This is a genomic window from Psychroserpens sp. AS72 (assembly GCF_038900375.1).
Taxonomy (GTDB): domain Bacteria; phylum Bacteroidota; class Bacteroidia; order Flavobacteriales; family Flavobacteriaceae; genus Psychroserpens.
In genome coordinates this window covers 73,152-86,350 of record NZ_JBBMRC010000003.1, presented here as the reverse complement: position 1 = coordinate 86,350, position 13,199 = coordinate 73,152, and the positions used below count along the sequence as shown (strand labels likewise).

Annotated in this window: 14 protein-coding genes; 13 read left to right on the top strand and 1 reads right to left on the bottom strand. The window is 30.2% G+C overall.

The annotated features are described in order from the left end of the window. Positions 1 to 40: 40 nt before the first annotated feature. From WNY78_RS06590 to WNY78_RS06530, 13 genes are all read left to right on the top strand, one after another. Positions 41 to 760, top strand: a complete 720-nt coding sequence (locus WNY78_RS06590; protein WP_342872404.1) for a hypothetical protein — start codon at positions 41 to 43, stop codon at positions 758 to 760. Between the two features lie 235 nt (positions 761 to 995). Continuing rightward, complete coding sequence (locus WNY78_RS06585) at positions 996 to 2,465, top strand: hypothetical protein (protein ID WP_342872403.1); 1,470 nt, start codon at positions 996 to 998, stop codon at positions 2,463 to 2,465. A gap of 70 nt (positions 2,466 to 2,535) precedes the next feature. After that, positions 2,536 to 3,642 (top strand): VCBS repeat-containing protein, encoded by a 1,107-nt coding sequence (locus tag WNY78_RS06580; protein WP_342872402.1) that lies wholly within the window; start codon positions 2,536 to 2,538, stop codon positions 3,640 to 3,642. A 183-nt stretch (positions 3,643 to 3,825) separates the two neighbouring features. Further along, complete coding sequence (locus WNY78_RS06575) at positions 3,826 to 4,575, top strand: DUF6090 family protein (RefSeq protein WP_342872401.1); 750 nt, start codon at positions 3,826 to 3,828, stop codon at positions 4,573 to 4,575. A gap of 41 nt (positions 4,576 to 4,616) precedes the next feature. Further along, positions 4,617 to 5,192 carry a hypothetical protein gene (locus WNY78_RS06570; protein ID WP_342872400.1) on the top strand — a complete coding sequence of 192 codons (576 nt, stop codon included), beginning with the start codon at positions 4,617 to 4,619 and terminating at the stop codon, positions 5,190 to 5,192. Between the two features lie 246 nt (positions 5,193 to 5,438). Next, a complete protein-coding gene (locus WNY78_RS06565; protein ID WP_342872399.1) occupies positions 5,439 to 5,945 on the top strand; it encodes a hypothetical protein in 507 nt (168 codons plus the stop codon). Between the two features lie 118 nt (positions 5,946 to 6,063). Next, positions 6,064 to 6,861 carry a hypothetical protein gene (locus tag WNY78_RS06560; protein ID WP_342872398.1) on the top strand — a complete coding sequence of 266 codons (798 nt, stop codon included), beginning with the start codon at positions 6,064 to 6,066 and terminating at the stop codon, positions 6,859 to 6,861. Positions 6,862 to 7,065: 204 nt separating this feature from the next. Beyond that, a complete protein-coding gene (locus WNY78_RS06555) occupies positions 7,066 to 7,458 on the top strand; it encodes an ACT domain-containing protein (protein ID WP_342872397.1) in 393 nt (130 codons plus the stop codon). A 32-nt stretch (positions 7,459 to 7,490) separates the two neighbouring features. Continuing rightward, positions 7,491 to 7,826 (top strand): multidrug efflux SMR transporter, encoded by a 336-nt coding sequence (locus WNY78_RS06550; RefSeq protein WP_342872396.1) that lies wholly within the window; start codon positions 7,491 to 7,493, stop codon positions 7,824 to 7,826. A gap of 153 nt (positions 7,827 to 7,979) precedes the next feature. Beyond that, the gene (locus tag WNY78_RS06545) at positions 7,980 to 8,690 is read left to right on the top strand and encodes a hypothetical protein (RefSeq protein WP_342872395.1); all 711 of its coding nucleotides are present in this window, start codon (positions 7,980 to 7,982) and stop codon (positions 8,688 to 8,690) included. Between the two features lie 192 nt (positions 8,691 to 8,882). Next, complete coding sequence (gene lpxD, locus WNY78_RS06540) at positions 8,883 to 9,872, top strand: UDP-3-O-(3-hydroxymyristoyl)glucosamine N-acyltransferase (RefSeq protein WP_342872394.1); 990 nt, start codon at positions 8,883 to 8,885, stop codon at positions 9,870 to 9,872. A 60-nt stretch (positions 9,873 to 9,932) separates the two neighbouring features. Then, positions 9,933 to 10,124, top strand: a complete 192-nt coding sequence (locus WNY78_RS06535) for a cold shock domain-containing protein (protein WP_342872393.1) — start codon at positions 9,933 to 9,935, stop codon at positions 10,122 to 10,124. Positions 10,125 to 10,270: 146 nt separating this feature from the next. Next, entirely contained in the window at positions 10,271 to 11,794 is a 1,524-nt protein-coding gene (locus WNY78_RS06530; RefSeq protein ID WP_342872392.1) for a phage tail sheath C-terminal domain-containing protein, read from the top strand. 238 nt (positions 11,795 to 12,032) lie between these two features. Here WNY78_RS06530 and WNY78_RS06525 read toward each other — a convergent pair whose 3' ends face one another. Next, positions 12,033 to 13,001, bottom strand: a complete 969-nt coding sequence (locus tag WNY78_RS06525) for a TIM barrel protein (RefSeq protein WP_342872391.1) — start codon at positions 12,999 to 13,001, stop codon at positions 12,033 to 12,035. Positions 13,002 to 13,199: the final 198 nt, after the last annotated feature.

Here is a 13,199-nt window from a genome sequence, read left to right as displayed (position 1 = left end):
CCATAAACCAATAAGATTCCCGCTTTCTCGGGAAATAAATATGATAAAATTCTTTAAAAAAATTAGACAAAATTTACTGATGGAAAATAAAACTGGAAAGTATTTTAAATATGCTATTGGAGAAATTATACTAGTTGTAATTGGAATTTTGATAGCACTTCAACTTAATAATTGGAATGAATCACGCAAAGATTCTATTTTTGAAAGAAAGGTCATTTCAGAATTGTCTGTTGATGTAAGCCAAGATATTGAAGAGATGAATAATGCCTTAGATTCTATTAACGTAAGCCAAAGGTCATCTTATCTCATAATACAGCATATAGAAAATAAAGCAGAATATCATGATTCTTTAAATAAACATTTTATGCAATCATTAAGGCTTTGGTCTTTATCACCAAATAAAATGGCATTCGAAATGGCTAAGGAAGAGGGAATGTATTTTATATCAAATGATTCGATTCGATTCTATGCCTCAAAAGTAAACGGTTATACATACGATTATATACAAGTTATAGAAAATAGATTTCAGGATTATAAGTCAAATATAGTTTTACCACATATTCAGTCCCTTTTTAATTCTTATAATTTTATTTCAATGAAACCTAATAACTATGAAGAATTAAAACAAGACAAAACTTACTTGAGTATTATAAAATCCATTATTGCAATGAGAACAAGGTATAAAAGCGCTTTAGAATATAGATATAATGAACTTAATAAGTTGAATAGTATAATTCAAAAAGAAATTGAACAGCAATAAAAATAACGAAAGCACAACAACGTATAAAAATAAATGCTTGGTTCTTACCTACTTGGAAAATCCTACGGATTTCTCAAAGGTTCACGCTTTTTTAATAAGTTAGTTGCTGAAACAACGCAACTAGCCATACACAACACGTTGTGTGCAATTTGAGAAACGAATACCTATTATTGGGTATTTATGTTAATAATAATTCCCTTACTTTTAACAAGCTATTAATCAATAACTTATTATTATGAAAAAATCATTTACTTTACTGATAATTATCTTATTAGCTTTTACGTTTTCTTGTTCAGAAGACGATAACAAGCCAATTACAAATTTCGAAGCCCGAATTATTAGACTTGACAATTCTATTAATGCTATTGCCCCAAAATCTATATATATGCCAAGTGAAGATTTTCAAGTTACCTCTTATTTTAAATTTGATAATCAAGGTAATATAGAAAGACTTTCTCATTTAGTAGGTGATGATGGTTCAGATACATCTACTATAATTTCTTTTAATGAAAATGGAAATATTAATTCTATATACCAACAAAACACAACAAGTGGAAGCCTATCAAATATAGCCTACTTGATATACGAAAATGGAACATTATATTATGGTACGGAAGCTGAAACATCACAAAACGACAATACGAGTGAATTAGATAGTTATGCATTTATAGAAGATTCTGCTGATGATATTATTCTATCAAATACTTTAAACCAAAATATAGATGTTCTTGAGCATATCAAATTTCTTTCAGAAAATTCAAATAGAAACTCTCAAGCCTCTCAATCGTCATGGCTTGCTGCCGCAGTAACAATTGCTATAATTGCTGGAATAATCTATTGGATAGACAATAACCCAGAAGATTTCCCAGTTTATAACTGTGTCTTTAATGATGTTTGCAACTTTAGCAGAAGTTCATCATTTTCACAAAATAATGCATGTAGTCCTAATTATTCTCAATTCATATGTAGCAATGAAGATTTAATTTTGGATATGCTTGAGGATACTTCAGAATTAGAGATAGATTTATGCGACGGTCAAATCTGTTTGATCAATAATTTTCAAGGCAATTGGGTAGGTACTTATTCAGGAAATGATAATGGAACTTGGAATATTGATGTAAGTCAATATGGTATAGTATCAGGAACTGCAACATCTACAATTTTCAATCAATCATTTAATATCTCTGGCAATATTAGCTTAAATGGAATTTTAACAGCAACGCTAGGTAATGTTTCTTCTGGTAGCACTTTTATTGGAGAGATGGTTGAAAATAATGCTTCAGGTACATGGAATAACAATGAATTAAATATGAATGGAAACTGGTCAGGCAGTAAAAATCAAGTTAGTCTTAATTTTAGTACTTTTATTAGTAACGGTAATCTAAATTGTGATGGTGGTGGTGTTATAGGCGGTAGTAATATAACTTTTTTTCTAGATGGAAGTGTAAATTATGGAATTTATGGTACTGGTAATTACACTTTTGATGGTACTAATCTAACATTTATTGTTGAAAAAATTGGAACTACAAGTCAAGTTTGTAATTCTGTTCAAGAAGAGTTAGAAAATACTCAAGTATATGAGTTTAACGGAGTATATGATGGCACAAATTATGTTGGCACGTCTATGTACACTTCACAAACTGAAAATCATAGTCAGGGCTGCAATTACGAAACACTTGCCTGTTCAGGTAATATAATATTCTAACTATTAATACTAGATTCAGATAATAATAAAGTAAAAACTGCACACAACAACTTGCACAATTAAGACTGAAATGCAAAAAAACATATTCATTATTATAATTATTGGAATTTCGTTAAATGGATTTTCTCAAAATATCTCGTTTGTTAATAGAGATGGATTTTTTTCCATTGGCACTCAATCCAACCGAACTGCTTCAATAACATTATCAGATGTTGACCAAGATGGAGATTTAGATGCACTTGTAGCTAATGGAAGACATTGGGCAGAACAGAATTATATTTACTACAATGACGGAAAAGGAGGTTTCAAATTAGCCCAACCTATTGGAATTTTTCTTGACGCTTCTTATTCTGTGAAAAGTGCCGATTTAAACAATGATGGGTTTATGGATATTGCTGTAGCTAATGACAACATTAATAATAAAATTTATTTTGGTTCAGCCAATCAAAATTTCGATAAAGAAATTTCTTTTGGCTCAATATCACCTACACGACATCTTGAAATTGTGGATATTGACAATGATGGAGATTTTGACCTAGTACTTTCAAATAGAAAAGCCGAAAACGAAATTTGCCTTAACGATACAAAAGGCAACTTTGAAAATATCATCACTTATGGTAACCAATCTGACCAAACAATTCAAACGAAAATCGTTGATATAAACAAAGACGGATTTTTGGATTTAATTACAGCAGAACGACAGAGTAAAAATAAAATTTTTATAAATGATGGAAAACAGAATTTTTTAAAAGTAATAGAATTTGGGAATGAAGAAGATGAATCGCGTTCTATTGACATTGCAGATTTTGACAAAGACGGATTTTTAGATGTCGTAGTAGGAAATTTAGGTTCAAAAAACAGTATTTATTTTGGAGACAAAAATTTGAATTTTAAAAGAGTTTATGATTTCAAAACAGAACGCTCAACGTTATCGATTAAAGTAGCAGATTTGAACAAGGATGGATATTTAGACATTATCGAGGGAAACTCGGAGGAACGAAACTATGTTTATTTAGGTCAAGAAAATGGCGAATTTATAGAAATTGGTTTACGAGATGACTTAAAAGACGATACTTATAATATAGAAATTGGAGATATAAATAACGATGGATTTCCTGACATTATAGAATCTAATTCAGGAACTTGGAATTTATATTATATAACTCGAAAGAAATAACTGTGGGTAAAACCGTGAATAATTAATGACTCGTTTTGTGCATACTCTGAAAACCCTACGGATTCCTCTTAGGTTCGTTTTCTTTTGCTAATTTAGTCTTAGCCAACGAAGTAACCATATACTAACACGTTGTGACTTTATAATGACCAACCAATAAGATTCCCGCTTTCTCGGGAAATAAATATGATAAAATTCTTTAGAAAAATTAGACAAAAAATGCTGACTGAAAATAAGTTTGGAAAATATCTAACATATGCAATTGGCGAAATAATACTTGTGGTTATTGGGATTTTAATTGCATTATCTATTAATAATTGGAATGAGGATAGGCAAGCCACACATTTAGCGAAAGAAATCTATCTCAATTTGCTTACATCGCTAGAGCAAGACTCAATTACAGTTCAAAAAACTATTGAAAGGAATATGATAGGATTAGAAGTACTACGTAAAATCATTCCATTAGAAAAGAACACAGAGCTTTTAGAACTTAATGAAGAAAATCTTAACAATTATTTAATGGTTTTTGGGAATACAGGCAGAAGTTTTATTCCAAAATCTGGAGTTTATAACTTACTTACTTCAAACAATGGTTTTGATTTAATAAAATCCGATAAAATAAAGTCGTTACTTATTAATCTTTACGATTATCAATATAAAGCTTATGAAGATTTAGATTCCCAAATTGACAACAAATATCATAATGAATTGGGTTCTGTAATAAGAGAAAAAATCGGACAAGTTGTGGAATTTGCACCAGAACTAACTATTGCTCAAAGTACAACACCAGAACTTTTTGAAAAGCACTACTTTGAACTAGCTTCGGAAGCTAGAGACATCTATGGAATGTTATCGTTTAATAAAAACAATCTTATTCATATAGAGCAATCAATTAATGAACTAATTTCATTGATTAGAGATGAAATTAAAAAATAATAAAAACACAAACACGTTTTCGGTATATTGAACTAAATGCTATGAGGATAATTTTAATCTGCCTTATTTTTATAAATTTAAGTTGCACAATAGATAGAGCAATACCATTGATTAATTCAGATGAAGAAAAAATTCTTACTGAATTCAAGAAACTGAATAATGATAATATTGCTACAATAGCTAATGAAAATGAGAATGGTAAGCAACTAGTGCTTTGTTTAACTTATATAACTAAAGAAACAAAAGAAATAATAAATAATCAAAAAGTATTTTTTTATCAAGCTACAGCTCAAGGTGAATATGAACAAATAGATCCTAATAATGAATCAACAGCAAGACTAAATGCATTTGCAATAACAGACAAAAAAGGTAGGATTTTTGTAAAAACTGTTTTACCTGGTGATTATGGCAACACTGATGATAATCGTCACATACACTCAACTGTTTCTGGAGCTAAACCAGAAGCTTATGATATCCATTTTCGTCAATATGCAAATAATAATCTTCAAAATTTTATTAAAAATAGTGATCAGCATTTTTTAGCAAATTTAAAGTATACTAAAGATAGTATCTTAGTTGCTTTTATGACTATTGAACCAAAAAACATAAAAGAATAAAACTATATACAACAACTTGTATATCTAATTGCTTGGTATGTATGTCATTTGAAAACATCATTATAATATAAAACCGGAACACCAAAATACATCTTCACTTTTTGAATAAATAAAAAGGCTTTTTGTGTATTCATAACAACAATAAAATTTAACTAAAGTACTGGCTGTTAATTAGATGTTAAAAGGTTAAAACAATAAAATCTTTTTAATAGTTTAGTTATGTTTCTATCATTAAAGCCAATTAAAATGAATAAATCACTCTACTTAGCATTAATACTACTTATTGTAACCTCAGTAAATACTTTTGCTCAAACTATTGAATTAAAAACAATACTGGATGCCACTAAAACATGTGATACGCCTTCAAAGTTTTCTGAATTTATTACACCTTATGGATTTTGTTTCAATGAAAAAAAGGTAATGCCAACATTCACTTATTATACTCATTTTAAATGTGGATTGACTGATATTGGACAGAAGGAAATAAGGGTAAACTTTTCTTTATCAAATGATGGTTCATTAAATTCATCTTTCTTAACAAGAAATAATGATATGGTTTCTAGTTTTGAAAAAGAACTAACAAAATATCATTTTAAAGAAACTCAGCAAAATGTTGACTTGTCTAGGAAAAATGCTAAATGGTTCATTTCTGAAAACTATCCTGAAATATTAATATTATGGGAGTATAACATGGATGAAAACAACAAGAAAGTTTGGCATATTGGATTTATTTGGAACACTCCTGAAAATTAAAAACTGAAGTGTAACTGTAAAATCCTAAAGATTTCCGTCTGGCTCGCTTTCTTTTATTATTTTAGACCTATCCAAAATAACTAATCATAAACGAACGTGTTACCTACAAGCTAAAATAATGACAGAAACTGAAACGATAATTAATAATAAGACTAAAGACATCAAACTTCATTCAACTAGAGCAATAGGAGGAGCAACCTTTTTGGGTGGCCCTTTAGCTGCTGGATATATGATTAATGAAAATTTCAATGCTTTAAATAAACCAGATGAAGGACGAAAATCTTTAATAATCGGTATTATAGCTACTATAGTACTTTTTGTAGGAATATTTCTGGTTCCCGAAGACATAATTGACAAAATTCCAAGTATGATAATTCCCTTAATTTATACAGGAATTATATTATGGATTGTAGAACGTAAACAAGGTGTTATTTTAAAGAATCATAAAGAAAATGGTAACTCATTCTTTTCTGGATGGAGAGCCGCAGGAATAGGATTTGTCTCACTTTTAATAATAGGAATTGGTTTATTCGGATATGCTTATTTTTCAACAGACAATGAACTTTATGAAAAGTATGATACCCAAATATCAAAATTCTCAAAAAACGAAAATGAATCATTAATTTTTTATGACCATATAAATACAGAAACTTCACATTCCCTTATTCAAGAGTTAGATGAAAAGACTATTCCTAAATGGATAGAAAATATTGAAATCATTAATAATACTAATAATTTAGGGGATTTACCATCTGATTTAATAGAACAAAATGAAATACTTTTAAAATACTCAGAACTAAGGATTCAGGCTTTTGAGTTATTCCGAAAAACAATTAAAGAAGACACAGACAAATATTCCCAACAGTTAGATCAGATACACTTAGAAATAGAGAATGAATTAAATAAGTTAAATTAAAAAGTTAACAGGTATCATCGTATATAGCTAGTTGATTATTTCTATTTACTAGATAAAATCTTAAATGTAGGTTAGCAGTAATTAAATCTAAGATTTCAAAATTATGAACTACTTTTAAGGTTGATGGTACACCGTAATAGTCAAATTGATTTCTAATACAAATAAGGAAATTGACCAAATTATTGATAATATCATATAATATAAATGAACGGAGAAAAAAAATTAGATGTCCTTTTAAAATCAATGAAACCTAAACACAATGTAGGCGAATTTGTATTTTGTAAAACAGAACATTTGGATCACATTAACTTGAGCCAAGTTATTATGACTTTTAAAGAAGAAGAAAGTATTACCATTATTGCTAAAAAGGAAGTCGCAGACCAACTAAATTTAGAGTATTCTTATGTCGCATCCTGGATTACACTTACAGTTCATTCTTCTTTAGAAGCAGTTGGATTAACAGCTGCATTTTCAAAAGCATTATCAGATAATGGAATTAGTTGCAATGTGGTAGCTGCGTATTATCACGATCATATTTTTGTTGATATAAAAGACACAGACAAAGCAATGGCTGTTTTAAATGAATTTTCGAAATAAAAAATCACTGTATTAACACAGAAAAAACATAAATGAACTGGATATTATTAATAATTGCTGGACTTTTTGAAGTTGCTTTTGCAGCTTGCTTAGGAAAAGCAAAAGAAGCAACAGGAAATGAATCAACGTATTGGTACATGGGTTTCTTGGTGTGTTTAGTAATAAGTATGCTACTTCTTATAAAAGTAACGCAACAATTACCAATTGGTACAGCATATGCAGTTTGGACAGGTATTGGTGCTGTAGGAACAGTTTTGGTTGGAATATTCATCTTTAAAGAACCTGCAACATTTTGGCGTCTATTTTTCATTTCAACATTAATTATCTCAGTTGTCGGACTTAAAGTAGTGTCTCATCAAACCGATTAGAAAAATTAAAAATTAAAGCTAAAACTCTTTATATTTATTAGTTTGCTGTTATCTAATTAAGAAAATCTACTCTGATTTTCTATTCGGTTTTTATTTACTAAATTAGTTGTTTAACCACACAACATACAAGCAAACCAAACACGATCATATTATATGAAGCTATTCCATAAAAAACGATTTCAAGTATTAAGAGGCTCAAGATTAAGCAAATATTTAACCTATGCTTTTGGTGAAATTCTACTTGTAATTATTGGGATTCTCATTGCTTTGGGTATTAATAACTGGAATAATAACAGGCAATTAGCCAACATCAATAGTGAGCTTACCAAAAAAGTTATTTTACAAATTAAAAAAGATATTCAAAAAACTAAGGCATTTCAAAACGATTTAGATACCATTCAAAACATTTATTTAAAAGCTTTAGATCGCGATTATGATAGGTCAAAAGTTAAAAGTAATTCTATGGTTAGTACATTATTATATGATGTCTATGATTTGCCTTTAGATCAAACTGCTATTAATTTAATAGATAATGCAACTCTAGATAATAGTGCACGGTCTAAAGAACTTATTGCAGTGAGCAGTATGTATAAATTGTATGCTAAGAATATAAATGATATTGAAAATATAATCTATGAGAAATTAACTGCTAATTTATCTGAAATTGAAAAAACCGAAGATTGGTATGTTGAATTAATCACAGACTATAAATGTAAAGACGATTGTATTCGGTATTTGAGTAGTGATAAATTTAAATCTAAAATAGCTTCATTACGGTTTTTGTATGTGAATCTCTACGGAAATATTGTTTATGGATTTGAAAACGACTTAGCAGGTTACAAATCTCGATTAGAACGTTTGTAATATAGGGTTTCAATTTCTTGTTTTTAGATCATTTTAAAATTAGAGGCCTAAATATAGAATGTATTTACGTCCTTAAACTCAACTTTACTTTTTCTATTATCTGAAGAATTTCCGAAGAAAAGATTTTTAAAATATGTCTAACGATTTACTATCTTGTGGGTCATTAACAATTCAAAATTTAAAATCATACCAATGAAGTCATTGACTATACAAGAGATAAACACCTTATTAAACGGAGAAGTTTTAGGTGAAACCTCACATAAAATTTCAGGATTAGAGCAAATCAAAAAAGCAAATAATACACAAGCAACGTTTATAGGAAACCGAAAATATGCAGCTATGTGGCCAGATTCTAAAGCCTCTTTAGCAATTGCCAATGATAATATTGATTTAGAACCTGGAGAAAACAGAGTCATTATCAAAGTTAAAAATGCCGATTTAGCGATGGCTAAATTATTAGAAGAATTCACGCCAACTGCACCACATTTTGAAACAGATATTCATCCAACAGCAGTTATTGATGCTTCGGCAACAATTGGAGAAGGCTGTAAAGTAGGAGCAGGTAGTTATATTGGTAAAGATGTTGTGATTGGTAAAGGTGTAATCATATATCCAAATGTGACTATTTTGGATGAAACCACTATTGGTGATCAAACCACCATTTGGTCTGGTACAGTGATTAGAGAACGTTCTGTGATTGGAAGCCATTGTATTTTTCATACTAATGTGAGTATTGGAGCAGATGGTTTTGGATATCGTCCTAGTGATGATGGCAGAGGATTGGTTAAAATTCCACATATAGGAAACGTTGTCATAGGAAATGCTGTTGAAATTGGTGCTAATTCTTGTGTTGACCGCGGAAAATTTAGTTCTACAATACTTGGCGATGGATGTAAGATTGATAACCTAGTTCAAATTGCGCATAATTGTGTATTAGGTCGTTCTTGTATTATGGCAGGAAGTAGTGGTTTAGCAGGTTCTGTGACGCTTGGAGATGGTGTAATCATTGGAGGAAGTGCTTCAATAAAAGATCACACAACTATACATTCTGGAGCTACAGTTGGCGCAGGTTCTGGTGTTATGAATGATGTACAAGCAGGCAAAACAGTTTTAGGATATCCAGCAGTAGACTCAAGAGAAATGCTTAAACAATGGGTTGCCCTTCGGAAATTGGCACGTTAATAATATGTGGCACAGTAATTGAACTACAGTTAGTATTAATAAATAAATTATATTACAATTATGAGTAAAGGAACAGTAAAATTCTTCAACGATGCTAAAGGCTTCGGATTTATAACAGAAGAAGGTTCAGACAAAGATCACTTTGTACACATTTCAGGATTAATCGATGAAGTTCGCGAAGGCGACGAAGTTGAATTTGATCTTACAGAAGGAAAAAAAGGATTAAACGCAATTAACGTAAAAGTTATTTAATATACGCTTAACCAAAAATTGGAAAGTCCATCACAATGTGATGGGCTTTTTTTGTTAAATAACATGTACAAATCTAATTATGAATGAGTTGAAATCTATTTTTAAATGTATAATTGCTTATTTTTATAGAAATCAACTTAAAAATTATGGCTGCAACATATAAAGCTCCTGGAGTTTATATAGAAGAAGTTAATGCGCATTCTGCATCAATCACACAAGGAGCAACTGCAATACCTGCGTTTATTGGTTATACAGAAAAAGCATTTCATAATGGTTTGTCTGTACTCAATAAGCCTGTCAGAATTAGCTCGATGTTCGAATTTATCCAAATTTTTGGAGAGGACTTTAAATCTACGTTTGATATTTTAAATCCAGAACCTAATGAAACTAGACCAATTATAAATATCAGCGGAACTGACAAAGTCATAGATTACGCAAATAATAACAAAGCTTTTATGTACAAAAGTTTAAAGTTCTTTTATGCAAATGGAGGTGATGATTGTTACATTGTATCTGTTGGAACTTATGAAAATCAATCATCAATAGATATCGATGTCGATGAGTTACTTGGTACGTCACCTAACTCGAATCCTTTTGAAGGATTAAATGCATTAAAAAATGAGGAAGAACCTACTATTATTGTCGTTCCTGATGCTGTGAATCTCAGTGCCAACAATTGCTATAGTTTATATCAAAAAGTTCTTGAGCATTGTGCCGAAATGAAAAACAGAATAACAATTTTGGATATTCACAACGGTTTTAAAGCTAGAACAGGAATTGGAGATCCTGATGATGTGATCACAAATTTTAGAACATATATCGGAACAGAATATTTAAGTTATGGTGCAGCATATTATCCTTGGCTTCATACAATTACGACACCAAGGAGTAGCATTACTTTTGAAAACATTAATTTAGGTTTAAACACATTAGCAGAACTATTACCAGAAACAAATGTTGCCAATTTAATAGAACATTATTTAGAACTCAATGATCCTACAGAAGTTGAAAAAAAAGACCTCAATTCTGGACTTCAACTACTCAGTCCAAACTATGTTGCAATCATAGATGGCATACTAGAAGTTTCAAATGTACTGCCACCTTCAGCAGCTATGGCAGGAATATATACAAGAGTTGATGCAGATAGAGGTGTTTGGAATGCTCCAGCAAACATTAGTGTATCTAATGTTAGTAGTCCGTCAGTTGAAATTCCCTCTCACGATCAACAAGATTTAAATGTAGATTCTATCTCTGGAAAATCAATTAATGCCATACGTTCTTTTATTGGTAGAGGTATCATTGTTTGGGGAGCACGAACTTTAGATGGCAATAGTAATGAATGGAGATATATTAATGTGAAACGTACAGTCCTCACAATTGAAGAATCTATAAAATTAGCCATTCGTCAATTTATTTTCGAGCCTAATACTTCTAATACTTGGGTTGCTGTTCAAAGCATGATTGAAAACTATTTAAATGCATATTGGCGAGAAGGTGCTTTAGCAGGTGCGACACCACGTCAAGCTTATGGAGTTAGAGTTGGATTGGGTAGTACAATGACTAGTTTAGATATTCAAGAAGGTAATATGATTGTTGAAATATTTGTTGCTATGATTAGACCTGCGGAATTTATCGTTGTTAGATTTGAGCAAAAGATGCAAACGTCTTAAAACGGACGGTAATTGCAACATTTAATATTTCCGAAGAAAATAATGAATTTGAATGCTAATTTAGCATCATATTTAGATAATATTGATGTTTTAAATTTGACTTTATGTACTTATATTTAAGCAAGCACAATTGGATGAAACATAAAGTAATTGATTTATAAAATCGCTAAAAAGAAACATTCAATATTTGAATAATGTATATAAAGCTCCAGTTAATTCTGGAGCTTTTATTTTAATGTTATTCTGCTCGTTTCCAAATCTCTTTAATAAATTCTAAATCCTTTTTTATAAACCCAAAAACAGTTTCTTCTTTCATGTTTATTTTACTATGACCTTTTTCAGCACCTCCTAATTCATACTCAGTGTGTAAAGACACAGGAACGTTAATTTTATATTTTTTAAGTAATGAAAAATACCGATTAAAGTCAACCATACCTTCACCTAATGGAACATTGATTAGTTTCCATTTTCCATCTACAATTCCCCATTTAAAATCCTTAATTACTATAGAATTAATAAAAGGTTTTATGCGTCTTAATCCAAGTTCCCAACTTTCACCACCTTCAACAACAGCATGTCTAATATCATATTGACAACCTATATGTTTACCTTTTGTTACTTCTAAAATTGGGAGAAGATCCCAAATTGGAGCACCAACATGCTTTCCTGCATGATTTTGATAACCACCAATAAGTCCAAGTTTTTTATTTAGAATTTCTAAATCCTTTGCTTGTTTCCCAAATAAGACCTGACTTTCAGTAATTGATTTATCTTCTGGATATGTCAACCAATCTGTACGATAATGAGTAAAACCCAATTGACTTGCTGTTTCTAAAACAGTTATATTCACACTATTGCTAGCATCCCAAACATTAGTACTCATCATTTTTGGATTAAGACCATGAGATGTCATCGCTTCGACAGCTTTTGGTAAATCATCTACCACATGTTCTGGTAATACATGGCCTTTTCGTCGTACTGTTAAATCTAAACCGTCAAAACCCATTTCTGCAGCAGCTGCAGACATATCATTATAATCAAGAAATTGTAAATGTTTAGAAAACAAATGAATATTAAGCTTTTCCGAAGCTATAGAACTTTTTTTATTCCATACATTTTGGAAAGACAGAAGTGGTAAACTGGCTAAACCCATTGTTGATAGCTTAGCAAATTCCCGTCTAGAATAGTTCGTATGGCGTTTACTCATGTCATTATGCGATTTGTAATTAATTTATAAGATATATAAGTTAATTCTTTTTCATGTAATTTATTTACAACTTCTCTTGAAAAGTATTACATTTTACCAAAGAAACTCAACAGTTTCATATCACTTGTTAAAATAGAATACATATGTGATAAAAATGTGTAGTTAATATGATATTTTTCTTCGGAAATTTGCACCAGA